18 protein-coding genes are annotated in these 14,154 nt (G+C 52.9%); 5 read left to right on the top strand and 13 right to left on the bottom strand.

The features are described from left to right. The first annotated feature begins 6 nt into the window (after nucleotides 1–6). Genes flhA through Q1A52_RS05175 form a run of 4 tightly spaced genes read left to right on the top strand, consistent with a single transcriptional unit; the run spans nucleotide 7 to nucleotide 4,320 of the window. Nucleotides 7–2,049 (top strand): flagellar biosynthesis protein FlhA, encoded by a 2,043-nt coding sequence (gene flhA, locus Q1A52_RS05190; protein ID WP_300012188.1) that lies wholly within the window; start codon nucleotides 7–9, stop codon nucleotides 2,047–2,049. Further along, nucleotides 2,046–2,816, top strand: a complete 771-nt coding sequence (locus Q1A52_RS05185; RefSeq protein ID WP_300011735.1) for a flagellar biosynthetic protein FliR — start codon at nucleotides 2,046–2,048, stop codon at nucleotides 2,814–2,816. Before flhA ends, Q1A52_RS05185 begins: the two co-directional genes overlap by 4 nt. After that, nucleotides 2,813–3,898 carry a flagellar type III secretion system protein FlhB gene (gene flhB, locus Q1A52_RS05180; protein ID WP_300011732.1) on the top strand — a complete coding sequence of 362 codons (1,086 nt, stop codon included), beginning with the start codon at nucleotides 2,813–2,815 and terminating at the stop codon, nucleotides 3,896–3,898. The genes Q1A52_RS05185 and flhB overlap by 4 nt, the downstream gene beginning before the upstream one ends. Continuing rightward, nucleotides 3,898–4,320, top strand: coding sequence for a hypothetical protein (locus Q1A52_RS05175; protein WP_300011729.1), 423 nt, complete (start codon nucleotides 3,898–3,900; stop codon nucleotides 4,318–4,320). Before flhB ends, Q1A52_RS05175 begins: the two co-directional genes overlap by 1 nt. Nucleotides 4,321–4,455: 135 nt before the next feature. On the opposite strand, the gene Q1A52_RS05170 is transcribed toward Q1A52_RS05175, so the two are convergent. The 9 genes from Q1A52_RS05170 to Q1A52_RS05130 are packed head-to-tail and all read right to left on the bottom strand — an operon-like array spanning nucleotide 4,456 to nucleotide 9,135. Further along, nucleotides 4,456–4,986: a flagellar basal body-associated protein FliL gene (locus tag Q1A52_RS05170; protein ID WP_300011726.1), complete on the bottom strand. Its 531-nt coding sequence runs from the start codon at nucleotides 4,984–4,986 to the stop codon at nucleotides 4,456–4,458. Nucleotides 4,987–4,998: 12 nt separating this feature from the next. Beyond that, entirely contained in the window at nucleotides 4,999–5,730 is a 732-nt protein-coding gene (gene flgH / locus Q1A52_RS05165) for a flagellar basal body L-ring protein FlgH (RefSeq protein ID WP_300011723.1), read from the bottom strand. A gap of 9 nt (nucleotides 5,731–5,739) precedes the next feature. After that, on the bottom strand, nucleotides 5,740–6,162 hold the full coding sequence (gene flgA, locus Q1A52_RS05160) for a flagellar basal body P-ring formation chaperone FlgA (protein ID WP_300011719.1): 423 nt from the start codon (nucleotides 6,160–6,162) through the stop codon (nucleotides 5,740–5,742). Then, complete coding sequence (gene flgG / locus Q1A52_RS05155) at nucleotides 6,159–6,944, bottom strand: flagellar basal-body rod protein FlgG (protein WP_299779785.1); 786 nt, start codon at nucleotides 6,942–6,944, stop codon at nucleotides 6,159–6,161. Before flgG ends, flgA begins: the two co-directional genes overlap by 4 nt. Before the next feature lie 25 nt (nucleotides 6,945–6,969). Further along, nucleotides 6,970–7,683 carry a flagellar hook-basal body complex protein gene (locus Q1A52_RS05150; RefSeq protein ID WP_299779787.1) on the bottom strand — a complete coding sequence of 238 codons (714 nt, stop codon included), beginning with the start codon at nucleotides 7,681–7,683 and terminating at the stop codon, nucleotides 6,970–6,972. Nucleotide 7,684: 1 nt separating this feature from the next. Continuing rightward, nucleotides 7,685–7,954: a flagellar biosynthetic protein FliQ gene (locus tag Q1A52_RS05145; protein ID WP_300011716.1), complete on the bottom strand. Its 270-nt coding sequence runs from the start codon at nucleotides 7,952–7,954 to the stop codon at nucleotides 7,685–7,687. 1 nt (nucleotide 7,955) lies between these two features. Continuing rightward, a complete protein-coding gene (gene fliE, locus Q1A52_RS05140) occupies nucleotides 7,956–8,282 on the bottom strand; it encodes a flagellar hook-basal body complex protein FliE (protein WP_299826068.1) in 327 nt (108 codons plus the stop codon). Between the two features lie 49 nt (nucleotides 8,283–8,331). Beyond that, on the bottom strand, nucleotides 8,332–8,724 hold the full coding sequence (gene flgC, locus Q1A52_RS05135) for a flagellar basal body rod protein FlgC (RefSeq protein ID WP_299779793.1): 393 nt from the start codon (nucleotides 8,722–8,724) through the stop codon (nucleotides 8,332–8,334). 12 nt (nucleotides 8,725–8,736) lie between these two features. After that, nucleotides 8,737–9,135, bottom strand: coding sequence for a FlgB family protein (locus Q1A52_RS05130; protein ID WP_299826065.1), 399 nt, complete (start codon nucleotides 9,133–9,135; stop codon nucleotides 8,737–8,739). An 81-nt stretch (nucleotides 9,136–9,216) separates the two neighbouring features. On the opposite strand from Q1A52_RS05130, the gene Q1A52_RS05125 reads away from it, so the two are divergent. Beyond that, nucleotides 9,217–10,593, top strand: a complete 1,377-nt coding sequence (locus Q1A52_RS05125; protein ID WP_300011712.1) for a FliI/YscN family ATPase — start codon at nucleotides 9,217–9,219, stop codon at nucleotides 10,591–10,593. A gap of 9 nt (nucleotides 10,594–10,602) precedes the next feature. Here the strand turns inward: Q1A52_RS05125 and Q1A52_RS05120 are convergent, their stop codons facing one another. The 4 genes from Q1A52_RS05120 to Q1A52_RS05105 all read right to left on the bottom strand — a co-directional run bounded on the left by Q1A52_RS05120 (nucleotide 10,603) and on the right by Q1A52_RS05105 (nucleotide 14,053). Then, nucleotides 10,603–11,901, bottom strand: a complete 1,299-nt coding sequence (locus Q1A52_RS05120) for a DUF1217 domain-containing protein (protein ID WP_300011709.1) — start codon at nucleotides 11,899–11,901, stop codon at nucleotides 10,603–10,605. After that, the gene (gene flbT, locus Q1A52_RS05115) at nucleotides 11,901–12,305 is read right to left on the bottom strand and encodes a flagellar biosynthesis repressor FlbT (RefSeq protein ID WP_299779800.1); all 405 of its coding nucleotides are present in this window, start codon (nucleotides 12,303–12,305) and stop codon (nucleotides 11,901–11,903) included. Before flbT ends, Q1A52_RS05120 begins: the two co-directional genes overlap by 1 nt. Beyond that, on the bottom strand, nucleotides 12,302–12,673 hold the full coding sequence (flaF, locus tag Q1A52_RS05110) for a flagellar biosynthesis regulator FlaF (protein WP_299779802.1): 372 nt from the start codon (nucleotides 12,671–12,673) through the stop codon (nucleotides 12,302–12,304). The genes flbT and flaF overlap by 4 nt, the downstream gene beginning before the upstream one ends. A gap of 69 nt (nucleotides 12,674–12,742) precedes the next feature. Further along, nucleotides 12,743–14,053 (bottom strand): flagellin, encoded by a 1,311-nt coding sequence (locus Q1A52_RS05105; RefSeq protein ID WP_300011704.1) that lies wholly within the window; start codon nucleotides 14,051–14,053, stop codon nucleotides 12,743–12,745. Nucleotides 14,054–14,154 lie beyond the last annotated feature (101 nt).

Here is a 14,154-nt window from a genome sequence, read left to right as displayed (position 1 = left end):
ACAATCATGCTTGCCGTAGCCCTAATGGCCGTGATTGTTATGATGATCCTGCCGATGCCTGCCTGGGTGCTAGACGTAGGTCTGGCCGCCTCTTTTGCATTGGCAATTCTGATTTTTACGGTGACCCTATTTATCGAACGACCATTGGATTTTTCGGCGTTCCCAACAATCCTTCTCGCATCACTCATGCTGCGACTTTCACTCAATGTTTCGTCAACAAAACTGATTATCGGTGAGGGGCATACAGGTACAGACGCCGCTGGTGACGTAATTGAAGGATTTGCACAATTTGTAATGGGCGGTAGTGTATTCCTTGGCCTCGTCGTCTTTTGCGTTCTGCTGATCGTAAACTTCATGGTGATCACCAAAGGTGCAACCAGAATGGCTGAGGTCGGTGCACGCTTCGCACTGGACGGTATGCCTGGTAAACAACTTGCTATCGACAGCGATATGTCGGCGGGTGCTATTACGCACGCGGAGGCAAGAGAGAGAAGAGAGAGAGAACAACAGGAAACGACCTTTTTTGGATCCCTGGACGGCGCATCCAAATTTGTAAAGGGTGATGCCGTCGCCGGGCTTTTGATTACGCTACTAAACCTTGTTGCCGGCCTTATCATGGGTATAGCGGTTCATGGCATGCCACTTGGCCAAGCCTTTGAAACATACGCAATCCTTACGGTCGGTGATGGTCTCGTATCTCAAATCCCGGCTGTTGTCATTTCAATCGCTTCGGCCCTGTTGTTGGCACGGGGTGGCGCGCAAGGTGCCACAGATTTGGCGGTCTTCAGTCAATTGGGGAAACACCCTGCGGCGCTAGCAACCGTCTCTGGTCTTATGGTCCTGTTCGCGTTGTTCCCGGGATTACCTTTTGCACCCTTTATTTTTGGAGGGGCGATATTGGGAGCTGTCGCCTACTGGCTCAATCGCAAGAGAAAAGCCAAATCAGCTTCGACTGATCTGGCGGCAGTAGAAGCGGAACTGCCGAAGGAAAAACCACTTGGTGACATCCTCGAACTTGATGACGTCCACGTAGAGTTCGCGCCTGATTTAGTCAACATGGTGCTCGATCCAGGGACAGGTTTGGACGCACGAATTTCCAATATGCGAACTCATGTTGCATCTGTTTATGGTCTTATCCTTCCAGAAATTCGATTGACGGATAACGCGACGCTGCCAGTGGGGACATATGTGATCAGAATTCAGGGCGTCGAGCAGGCTCGGGCGGAATTGAATCCAGATCAGATACTTGCACTAGTCCCGGAGGGAGCCTCTTCGTTGCCCGGAGGTAACGATACAACCGAACCTGTATATGGTGCTCCCGCAAGGTGGATTAGCACAAGAGATCAAGAGCAGGCTGCATTGGATGGTCTGACATTAGTGACACCAGCTGAGATTCTTGCAACTCATCTTCTTGAAACTGTAAAACAGAACTTCAGCCGGCTTTTGTCCCTGAAAGCATTGAGACGCCTCCTGCAAGAGATGACTAATGTGTCTGATCCGACCCGGGCCGACGCAAACCGTAAGCTTCTTGATGAAATGATTCCCGACAAGGTTCCGATCGATGTGCTGCATGCAGTACTGCGCCTTCTGCTCGATGAACAGGTCTCGATCAGAAATCTTCCACTTATTCTCGAAGCAACAGCAGAGGCGCGCGCTCAAAATGCACAGCCTGAAGCGATCTGTGAACACGTCCGCCAACGTCTGGGTTTCCAGCTTGTAGCGGAAATGAAACGCGAAGATGGCACACTGCCGCTCGTGCAACTCGCTCCGGAATGGGAAGATACATTCAACACGTATCAAGTCGAAGCGGATCGAGGTCTCGATATTGCCCTTCCTCCAGAAATCTTCAATCAACTTGCAGAAAACATGTCGGAAAAACTGCAGGCGGCAAGCCAAAATGGTATTAATGCAGCTGTCGTTACCAATACGCGACGGCGTCGCTTTTTGCGCACGGTGATGCGTGCAAAGGGGATCAGCAACCCGGTTCTGTCATTTGAGGAAATTGGCCTGGACGCACGTCCATCGCTTGTGGGTGTCGTTGCGGCATGATCGGGCTGGCACAGCTTTTGCCCCTATTGAGTGAATCTCTTTGGCATGGTGTTGCTGTGTTTTTGCGCGTTGCCGCAATCACATCAATGCTGCCAGCCTTCGGTGAACAAACAGTGCCCGCACGCATCAAACTGGTTTTAGCACTCGCGTTTACGCTCATCGTGGCACCAGCCGTTGCTGCAATTCCAATACCAGTGAACTTCGGGGATACTACTCTCATTATCTTGACCGAAATCGCTGCCGGTTTGGCACTTGGTATTGGAATCCGGCTATTCATTCTGGCTCTTCAAACTGCCGGAACCATTGCAGCACACGCGACGTCGCTATCGCAAGTTTTTGGCGGAGCCGGTGTCGATCCGATGCCCGCAATGGGCTATGTCTTGATCATTGGAGGACTGGCGCTTGCGGTAATGACCGGTCTCCACGTCAAGGCAGCGGAACTCGTTATCCTGTCTTATGACTTCATGCCGATGGGACAGTTTACAGCGGGATCCGTTTTGTCTGAATGGGGTGTTGCACAGGTTGCCCGTGCATTCACTTTGGCCTTCACTTTGGCAGCTCCGTTCATCATCCTTTCCGTCCTCTACAATGCCGCTTTGGGGGCAATCAACAAGGCTATGCCACAACTGATGGTTGCCTTCGTCGGCGCACCGGTAATTACCGCTGGCGGGTTGTTCCTGCTGCTGGTGTCATCTCCCTTGATCCTTTCGGTTTGGGTGCAGGCCATGGACAGGTTTCTGGCCAATCCTTTTGCTGCCGTACCATGAGCGATCAAACCGATCAGGGCGATAAGACATATGATGCGACTCCGCAGAAGCTGTTGGACGCGCGTAAAAAAGGTGAAATCGCCAGATCCACCGAAATTTTGACCGCTTGCGCTTATGCGGGCCTTTTGTTGGCTTTCGTCTCTGCGGGTGCCAGTGGTCTAAATCATCTCGGCACCGCAATGATGGTATTGATTGATCAACCAGCACAGCTCGCAACGCTGTTTTTTTCTGGAGCATCAGCAGCGCCGACCGAAGGGATTCTGCGCAGTATCCTTTGGTCAATGTCTCCTATATTCGGCCTGCCGGCCTTGGCCGTCCTGCTCTGTCTTTTTGCAACAAAAGGGATTGTCTTTGCACCAGTGAAGATCGCGCCCAAGCTTTCGAATATATCCCTTGTCTCCAATGCCAAAAACAAGTTCGGCAGACGCGGGCTTTTTCAGTTTACTGTCAGCTTTGCAAAGCTGTTGATCTACTCAGCCTGCCTAGCTCTATTCATCAACGCCCGTTTAGACGAAATGGTTTCTGTACTGCAGACCAATCCACGTATCGTTGTAGCTTTGCTTGCCGAAATATGCCTGTCGTTTCTTTTTGTGGTCGTAGTTGTTTCAAGCGTCATCGGTGTCATCGATGCCATCTGGCAGCACTTCGAACATCTGCGAAAAAACATGATGTCTCGGAAGGAAATCATGGACGAGACCAAGAACAATGAAGGCGACCCTCATATGAAACAAGAGCGCCGCCAGCGCGCACAGACGATTGCTGGTGCACAGATGATGGCCGAAGTACCCAAAGCCGATGTGATCATCGTAAACCCAACCCACTATGCTGTTGCGCTAAAATGGGAAAGAAAGCCTGGTCAAGCGCCAGTTTGTATCGCCAAAGGTATCGACGAAATGGCTCTCAACATCCGTGAAGTAGCCGCAGAAAACAGTATTCCCATTCACAGTGACCCACCAACTGCACGCGCTCTGCATGCGACTACTGAAATTGGCGATCAAATCGCGCCTGAGCACTACCAAGCAGTTGCAGCCGCAATTCGATTTGCTGAATCTATGCGCCGTCGGGCGAAAGGACGAGTCTAATGAAGCGGGAAGATCTTCACCAGCTACACGCTCTAGCCGACGCGAAGTACAAGGCGAGGCAACAACTGTTCCAAAGCCTGGTGCAGAGAGAAAGCGCCATACGTGCAGATCTTCATCAGTTGGACGAGCAGGCTAGAGCTTCTAACACAAACAGTGACCCAAGCATGCGATCTATTGGTGCGGATGTCATTTGGAAAGCTTGGCTGGGAAAGGCAAAAACATCTTTAAACATGAAGCTTGCTCTGATTCTTGCGGAAAAGGATCAGCATGTCCGCCAAGTGCGGCAAGCATATGGTAAGGTTATCGCCTCAGAAGGCCTGCTGCAAGAAGTCAGCGAAGATGAAAGACGCAGGCGCAGAAATAGAGAGTTAGAAAAGGCAATCGAAACGACGTTGCTGTCCACCAACCGGAGCGATCTTTAGAAGCGTCACAGTACGCGGCGGGCCGTACATTTGCTTGCAGATGTTTGAGCTTTGAACGAAACAACCCGCAGAACAAGCTGCGGGTTTATTAGTTTACGATATCAGTCAAAGAGCTCAGGCGGCTCGCGATAGTAATCAATAATCCTGACGTGCAATTTCAAAAATTAGCACATCATTGGCGACGTTCTGGCCCATAACATTTTGAGCGACTGCCTTGAGCTTGCGTCTTACGACATCAAGGTTTTCATTGTTAATGAAGGCACCATCGAACCCCCCGATGCTTGCATGGTCGAAGAGGACTCTTAGAAATCCGTCGCGAAGTTTTGGCTCTTTCTCGAACACGTCTTCTCCGTAACCCGTCGCAACTTCGACACTTAGCGCCATAACAACCATTGCGGAGATGCGTTCATTATCGACCAATGGGACGACGAACTGATTTGGCAATCGAACGTATTCCATGCCATCTGACGGTTCACCGTCTTTCCCATGCGGTTTGTCTTCGTGATCGCTTTGAGCTTTTTCAGCATCCGCTTCCTCCGATGCCTCGACGCTTCCTGCCTGCGCAGCCATTTCCTCTTCGGTAGGCGCTGGTCGCAGAAAGATTCCCGCGCCGACGCCAGCCCCGGAACCCACCAACAACATGATAATCGGGAGCAGCTTTTTCATATCCAATTCCTTTTAGAAGGGCAGAATGCCGTCGAGGACTTGCTGACCCAGCCGCGGCTGTTGAACGTCGGTGATTTGACCACGTCCGCCGTAGGAAACGCGCGCGGTGGCGATTTTATCATATGTAATCTCGTTCTGACGTGAAATGTCTTCTGGGCGCACATATCCAGTGACCAGCAGTTCACGCATTTCAAAGTTAACACGGAGTTCTTGACTGCCGGAAATCGATAGAACGCCGTTTGGAAGGACGTCGACGACCGTTGCTGCCACACGCAAGGTCAACTTCTCATTGCGCTTTACAGATCCATCCCCGGAAGAAGAGGAACTGGAGTTGATTGAGACCGCTTCCGCTGTGGAAGCCCCATCCGGTAAACGCTCATCAATGCGTTGAGGTAGGCCGAATAATCCCGGGATGCCTAGGCTTTCAGACCCTGATCTGGACCGATCTGTCGCATTTGAGATTTCCGCTTCTTCGTCGATTTCAACAACAACCGTTAAAATATCACCTTGTTGCACCGCCCGACGGTCACCCAACAGAGATTGCCTGGCTCCAGACCATAGCGAAGCACGCTCCGTCGGGCCCTTGGCATCTGCCCGCAAAGGAAGCCCTGGTGACATCATCGCGTTATGCTCAGTCGTAGCCTGAGCAGAAGTGAATGACGGCGGTTTACCGAGGTGGTCCATCCGACCGCAAGCAGCAACAAGGGCTACAAAAGCAATGGCAGTGCATTTTTGAAGAGTCATCAGGTACCTCTATTGTTTGACCTTTACGGATCCATCAGGCTGAACTTGCCCAAAAAGCGTGGCGCGAGATGTCAGATTCATGATCCGTACCCGATCCCCCACGCCTCCGCGCTCAAGAGACCGACCTTCGGTTGTTATGATCAAACCAGACGCTTCAAATCGAATAGAAACAATCTGATTGCGTGCAACCAACGCAGGCGGACCAATGTCGTCGATGAGAATGGGCCGACCGGCATACAGCGTTGTTCTTGCCTCTTGCCCAATTACATCTGTCACGCGGTCGAATCCGTTGGCCACTTGGCCTGCCCTGGTTCCGACGTCGACTTCCGTAATTATCGCGTTGGCTCGAATAGTTCGAGTTGGGACGACAGTGTCGGCCAAGGCATGGCTCGTCGTGCTCAAGGCCAGCAGGGAAATCAGCAAACGGATCATCGGATTTGCGTCGTTGCGCCCATCATCTGGTCTGCGGCTGAGATAACCTTCGCGTTCATCTCGTAACCGCGTTGCGCTTCGATCAGCTCCGTAATTTCTCGAACAGCATCAACGGAACTATCTTCCAGATATCCCTGCCGCACAGTTCCCAAGCCATCTTCTCCTGGAGTGGAAACGAGTGGCGGACCGGATGCTTCGGTTTCGGCGAACAGATTGCCGCCAAGCGCTTCAAGGCCCTTTGCATTCGTGAAGCCTGTCATGTTGAACTGCCCCAGAAGCTGAGCGTCCGGCGAATCTGCGAAGTAGGCATAGACCTCGCCCGAAGCGTTGATCGAGATACTGCGCGCATCATCCGGAATGACGATCTGTGGCTCGACTGGGAATCCGTCGGAATTCACGATGAGACCTTCACCAGTCCTCTTTAGCCCGCCATCTCGCGTGTATGCTGTCAGACCTGATGGCAATGTCACCTCAAGATAGCCTTTGCCCTCAATTGCCAAATCAAGATCGCCTCCCGTCTGGCTCAGCGAGCCTTGCTGCAATTGCACGGAGACCGCCGCCGGGCGAACACCAAGGCCGAGCTGCACGCCCGTGGGCATGACCGTCCCGTCTGTGGCGCTGATTGTTCCGGGCCGTGTCTGTTGCTGGTAATGCAGATCGGCGAACTCGGCACGGCGGGCATTATACCCGGTTGTGCTCATGTTGGAGAGGTTGTTCGAAATCGTCTCGACCCGCATTTGCTGGGCGCTCATTCCGGTAGCTGCAATCTTAAGGGCACGCATAATGCATCTCCTGCTTTGATATGGTTTACTGGGACATCGCCCGAAGGGCTTGACGAACACGTTCGTCTTCGGCCTCAAGGAAGCTCGCGCCGAGTTCATAGGCGCGCTGAACTTCGATCATTCGAGTAATTTGCAGAACTGGGTCGACGTTCGAGCTTTCGACAAATCGCTGCAGAACCCTCGCTCCTTCTGCAGGTTCGTATCCTTCGTCGGCGCGGAACATCACCCCGTCTTCGCGGACCATTTCCCGAGAGTTCAACGGTTGAACCATGCCAATCTGCCCAATTGGATCTCCTTCGCTGGAAATCGTGCCGTCAGCGGAAACGGCAATATCGGCCGCACCCGGTGGAACAAAGACAGGCGCACCACCGGCATCCAGCACCCGGTAGCCATCCATTGTGACAAGGTCGCCTTGCTCATTCGGCGAAAAAGCTCCGGACCGGGTCAGGCGTTCCCCTGCCGGTGTTTCAACAAGGAAAAATCCGTCACCTTCAATTGCAAAGTCAAACGTTCCCCCGGTCTGCGTCAAAGTTCCTTGCTGAAAAGATGTCTGGCGCACATTGCCTTGCCCCATTGAGAGACTGGAGGCGCCATCTATTGATTGAACGTATTCTGAAAAGACAAGACCTTCCTGGCGGTAGCCGGTCGTTGCTGCATTTGCGATATTGTTCGCAACAATTCGCATCTCGCGCATAAGACCGGATTGGCGGGTCAGAGTGGTGTATCCAGAGTTGTCCATGTCAACCTCCGATGATCAACGGGATGATGCGATTGTGGAAAAACGAAACGAGCGTTTGCGTCATGAATCCCATTGAAATCCAGAAGACGATCACAATCGCGGCGAGTTTCGGCACGAACGTCAACGTCATTTCCTGAATGGATGTCAGCGCCTGCACCAACCCAATCGAGACGCCAGTGACAAGGGCGGCTGTCAGGATCGGGATGGATATGATCACCGCGATCCACAACCCCTGCCGCAAGGTGTCAAAGAAGAGGACTTCATCCAGCATCTTAGACGGGCATCCGCAGAATTTCCTGGTAGGCTTCTACCACTTTGTTGCGGACGGTCACAGCAGCCTCGACCGCAAGCTCAGTCTGGGCCAACGCCTGAACAAGCGCATGCGGATCGGCATCTCCGATCATTGAGGTTTTGGCGACCTCTTCGCTTTCAGCGAGTGTTTGTGCGAAATCTACTGCCACCTTGGTCGCAGCTTCCGCGACGGTCGTTTCTTCGGGCGAGGGCTCCGTGGCAGGACGCGCCTGCGTGTAGCTTTCAATCGCAGATACAGATCGCGCGTCTGTAAACCTTTGAATTGCCGATACAGCTTTCATATCCATTCTGGATCTCCTTGAAGTCACGCAGCCATTCAGGCTGTCTTAGTCATAGTTACTTTCTCAGCAGGTCCATCAAACCGCTGGACATTTTCCGTGTCTGTTCAAATACTTTCAGGTTTGCTTCGTAGCTTCGCTGCGCTTCGCGCGCGTCACCAAGTTCAATCATCAAGTCGACATTCGAACTATCAAAGTAACCATCGTCCCCCGCCATTGGATGCGCGGGGTCATACACCCGTTCGAGCGTTGACCGGTCCAGTTGCACACGTCCTGTTTCAACCATGGAGACACCGCTTCCTGCGTTGAAAGAAGTCTCAAACGGGACCAGTTTTCGACGATATCCAGGGGTATCCGCATTGGAGATATTCTCCGCCAAGTGGCGCAAACGTGTTGCTTGAGCTTTCAAACCGCTGGATGTGACACTGAGTGCCTTTGCGAAATCGTTCATGATACGTTCTCCCTACTGACGACTCAATGTGGCGCGCAGAATGCCAAGAGAAGACTTGTAGATCGCAAGAGCCCGGTCATGTTGCCGCTTGGCGTCGAGCGATTTCAACATCTCACCTTCAAGCGAAACGGTATTACCGTTTGGTGAGGCAATCGCACTTTCATCAATTGTCGGGTCGACGGTCTGCCCGCTCACTGCGCCATTCAGGTGAAGAGCACGCGTCGCTCGTTGGCCAGCAGCATCGCCCAAAGAGGCATTACTTTTGTATGTCTCTGCAAAGGGTGCGACGTCACGCGCCTTGTATTCAGGCGTGTCAGAGTTGGCCACATTCTGTGCGGCAACTGCCTGCTTCTGGCCCGCGTGTACGGCCATTGCATGTGAAATCTTGAAGACTTCCAAATTTTTGAACATCGGGGCTTCTCCCTCGAACGGTTTCATCAAGGCTTAACTCTGATTCCTTTAGAAAGAGTGTGCGAATACCAAAGGATTGCCATGAACCAGCCAATTCCCTTCGACGGGCTGACTGCCCAGATCACTGAACTGAACCCGGTACGCGCCATTGGCCGTGTCGTCCGTGTCGAGGGCGGGGTGATCCACGTCGCCGGTCTTGCTGGAAAAGCACGCATTGGCGATCTCGTTGTCGTCTACCGCCAAGGCGAGCCGTTATCTGGAGAAGTGCTGCAGCTCGATGGAGACCTGCTGGTACTGTTGCCTGATCAGGCACCCGAAGGCGTTGCACTGCAAGATCGGGCAGCATTGCTTGAGGCGCGGGGAATCGCTCCTTCAAACGCTTGGGTAGGTCGCACAATCGACCCATTTGGCAACCCACTGGACGGCAAACCATTGTTGAGAGGGGTCACGGCACGTGCGCTGCGGCGCGCGCCACCCGATCCGGGCGCACGCCGTGCCATGGGAGAGAGGTTGAATACTGGGATGGCAGGATTGAACACTATGCTTCCCATTGTTCGCGGTCAGCGAATCGGCCTCTTTGCTGGTTCCGGTGTTGGGAAATCGAGCCTTTTGGGCCATCTGGCACAAAATATGACAGCTGACATTGTCGTTATTGCCATGATTGGCGAACGCGGGCGCGAACTGCGTCATTTCATCGAGGAAGTTCTCGGCAAGGAAGGCTTAAAACGGGCCATTGTCGTCTGCGCTACCTCAGATCAATCGCCGTTGATAAGACGTCGATGTGCTTGGGCCGCAATGTCGGTGGCCGAGCATTTTCGCGATCAGGGAAAGTCGGTTTTACTGCTGGCGGATTCCATTACGCGGTTTGCCGAAGCACACCGCGAAGTTGCGGTGGCGGCTGGAGAAGCGCCGGTTTTGCGTGGTTTCCCGCCATCCACCGCACATTTAATTATGTCGCTTTGCGAGCGCGCAGGACCAGGTCAGAATAGTCAGGGTGATATTACTGGCGTTTTCAGTGTTCTTGTGGCGGGTTCAGACATGGATGAACCGATCGCTGACATTTTGCGCGGCGTTTTGGATGGCCATGTCATCCTTGATCGGATCATTGCCGAACGTGGTCGCTATCCAGCAATCGATGTCCTGAGGTCCGTATCAAGAAGCTTGCCAGCTGCAGCAACTGATCAGCAAAACAGTTCCATCGCCAAGGCTCGGCATCTACTATCTGTGTACGACAACAATGCAATGATGATCCGGGCCGGCCTTTACTCCGTGGGAAGTGATCCTGAGATTGATGCTGCGATGCAAGTTTGGTCGGACTTGGACGGGTTCTTGGCCAAAGTTGAAAGACAAAGCATAGAGAACAGCTTTACTCAATTGGAACTCATTCTCAGGCGCGTGCGAGTTCCCGCTGGACCTGCGGGCGCGGGGCAAAGCGTTAGGCCAACATCCGCAGCTTGAAGTTGCTGACTACGCTTGAAGAAGTGTCAAAGCTAGTGAGGCTGAAGTTGCACCACTGCTGAAAGAAGACAACTGAGATCGGACAATATATTGTGTAATCAACTCATCCAGCGCCTCAGGTTCCGAGAACTGGTTTACTTGATCGCTCCCAAAAATAGACTGGGCGCGCTCTTTGAAAACCGTCAACTGCTGGTTGATGTCAATTTGACCAACTTCACTTGGCAAGTTAAACGCTGTTTCGAAAAGGTTGCGAAGGGGCGGCTCACCCATGATCGTAAACCACTTAGCATCGTTCGACATATCGTCTGATCTGAATGGTTCCAGTTCAAACGCACCATTCACAACTTTTACCGGCTGGTCATATATTATGGCGTTGGGCCATTCGAAGTTCTGCTCGATGTACTGATCGCTGATCCGCGTCGAGAACCCGCTTCGGCGCGCCTGAAAGTCCTCTGCAATGCCAAAGCCAAAGGCACGGGAGAGTTCGGCATAGGCTGGATTGTCCAATTCGTTAGCAAATGCAACAACGGAGATACTGCCTTCTTCCAAGACATTTTTGATCTTTTCCCGCTCCGGACTCACTGGTGTTTCGGCGCTGGGCTCAAATGAAACGATTGCCTCATAGTCGTCCTGCAGACCAAATGCGCCGAGTGTCATTTTGAGGAGTCTTGGATCATCCAGAAGGTCATCAGCTGTTTCAATCAAGCCTATGTTGTCCTGATAGTACTCCACATCATCTGCAACCGAAGAAGCAAAGTCTGACACCGCTGCGGACACAGCTTCTGCGGCAATACGCTCATCTGATTTCTGTGGTGGGCTCGCTAGTTCGCCCAGAACTCGTTGCGCATAAAGCGCAACCCGCATCGAATCATTTTGCTGCCCAGCAGAAACTTCGAAACTACTTTCGCGAAACCGAGCGACAATGCTTTCAGCAAAACCACTCTTTCCAATTTGCCGGTCTTCACCAGGCCCCAGACCAAAAGCTTCGGAAAACTCCTTGTAGCGATTGTCAGAAAACCTGTTTGCCAGTGAATCGTTCGCTGTCGTTCCTTCTTCCAAGATTTTTTTAATAAAGAAGCGGTTTTCAATGTCGTCTTGAATCCCGAATGCGCCAAGGGCGACTTCAAGCAGTCTTCGATCTGAGGTAAGGTCCTCAGCGGTCTTCACATCACCGATGTTTTCCAGAAAGTAATCTGTGTTCCGTGTAATCTGAGCGGAATTGGAGAAGCTCTCCAATTGGGAATCGTAGGTTCTCTGGAGAAAGCGCCAGCCTGCTAGGCCTGCTGAAGGAATGACGGGAGAAAACATCAGTTCATCCTTGCCGCTAAAAGTCGCTCCTCACGTGGGAGCAACGCACGCAGTGATTTTAGCGCCCGGTAGTGCTGCTTCTCAACAAGGCCGCGTGTCGCTTCGGCCAGCACATTGCGGCTATCGGAGTCAGTGAAGACTTGGCTCAACTCTTCAATTTGACGTAGCAGTGGAAGATGCGCCTCCTCCGGGCTCTTATCGCCGGATAGAACCAATTGTACTGCAAAGCATACGCGCTTTACCGGCGTTTTGGCATCTTCCGGGTGGATTGCATCGCGCAATCTCAAAATGTTTGCACCAGGCGTCATAATTGCGAGCCGGCTACGACGATCGCCATTCTCGATAACGACACCGTTTATCAAAACACGCTCTTTTGGGCTCAGCTTCAAGACGAGGCCACTCATTTCGCGTCTCCTTCCTGCTTAAGACCGCCCAGGATCATCGCGTTTATCTCCAACAACGGGATAGCCGTCTCTTGTTTGCGGAGTACTTTTTGGGTGTGCAGCCGTGTGAACTCCGCCAAGTATACAATCTTGGCACGTAACTCATCTGGAAGAAGATTATTTTCGTCCATTACGTCGACGGCAAGCGCTGTCCAAAGTTTGTTGTTTTCGTACAATGCCTCAGCCAGAGACGAAAAATCGTCCGATCTAATCGCCTTCTTCAAACGATGAGAAATGCGGGCGATGACTTCATATTCTGCACTGCGGGCCGTTCTGGTCGGAGCCGCTGCGGGCGCGTATGCGCTCTGGGCTTGTGCGTAAGCGTTCACGATACAACCTTCATTGGAAACTGGGAATTTGGTTCAGGGGCGCGAAGTTCCGCGCCCCTGAGGTATCGCTTAACGGAAGAGCGACAGGAGAGTCTGCGGTGCCTGGTTGGCAATCGACAGGGCCTGAACACCCAGCTGCTGCTGTGTCTGCAGCGCCTGAAGCTTGGCCGAGGCCGCTTCCATGTCTGCGTCCACCAGAGCGCCGATGCCCGAGGTCAGACGGTCGGTCAGCTTGCTAACAAAGTCAGCTTGCGTTTCGATCCGGCTGCCTGTGGAACCCAGCTCGGCGGCCGTATCGATCGACGTCTGGATCAGACCCTCGATCGCAGTCAGCGCGCTTTCGGCGCCGTCATCCGTTGTCACGTCAATCCCGCTCAGTGCCGCAAGAGCACCTGCGCGTGTGTTACCATCACCGGTGCCATCCGAGTCAACGACGTTTACGTTGATGCTGTAGTTGTTGGCAGCAGTTGTGTTGGTCGCAGTCCAAACAAGATCGTTGCCACTCGCTTCGACATTGAGGGCCTCAGTGTCCAAACCGTTTGCGGACGCATAGACCGCATAGGCTGCAGCAAGGCCGGCAGCCACATCAGCAGCAGTGTCACCTTCTTGCGCAGTATAAACGATTTCCGCCGCAGCAATGCTACCACCGGTGTCAAAGTCACTGCCCGCATAAGTACCGGCACCAGCGATTTGTACTTCGAATGCCGCACCAGCGAGATCGGTGATACCAGTGCCAGCAACCAACATGGTTTGATTGACGACCGAGGTCCCGACGGTAGTAAGGTTTGCGGTAGCCGCACCGCCGACAGCTGCTCCGCCAGCAGTGAAGGTAGCCGTCGCATCGAGAGATGCATTATTGGTCCCAAGGTTGGACCGGCTCACGCTGATTTCGCCAGATGTCACCGTACCATCGCTGGCGCGGTCAAGCGAAGACAGGATGTTGGATGTCTGGTCTTCCAGAGCAATGCCATCGTCATTCAGCAGGTTCAGACCGTTGAACTGAGCGGCACCAACAATCGAACCGATCTGGTTGGTCAGCGCTTCGATATCCGTCTGGATCTTGGCGCGGTCGACGTTCTCTTCCTGAGAGTTGACGATCTTGCCTTTGATTTCGGTCAGCAGGTCAGTAATGCTTTCCGATGCGTTCAGTGCAACACCGACAGTCGCCTGACCCAAAGCCAGCGAGTCGGAAATGGCTTCAAAGCCAGCGACGTCCGAAGACATGACTTTGGAGATCGCCCAAACGGCAGCATTGTCCTTGGCGCTTTCCACTGTCTTACCTGTGGAAATTTCGCTTTGGACTTTGCCCAGGTTCATATTGATGGATTTCAGGGTCTGCAGCGCGACCATGGCGCTGTTGTTGGTAAGAATGCTCGACATAAGCATGTTCCTTTGATCATTCACGCTTTGCGTGGATTGTGCCCCGGCGTCTTCACGCGGGGACGAAACTGTCTTTCTGACCAATGCAATCGCCTATATCT

It is taken from the genome of uncultured Roseobacter sp. (assembly GCF_947488185.1).
GTDB lineage: Bacteria > Pseudomonadota > Alphaproteobacteria > Rhodobacterales > Rhodobacteraceae > Roseobacter.
This window is presented reverse-complemented; position numbering and strand designations above follow the sequence as displayed.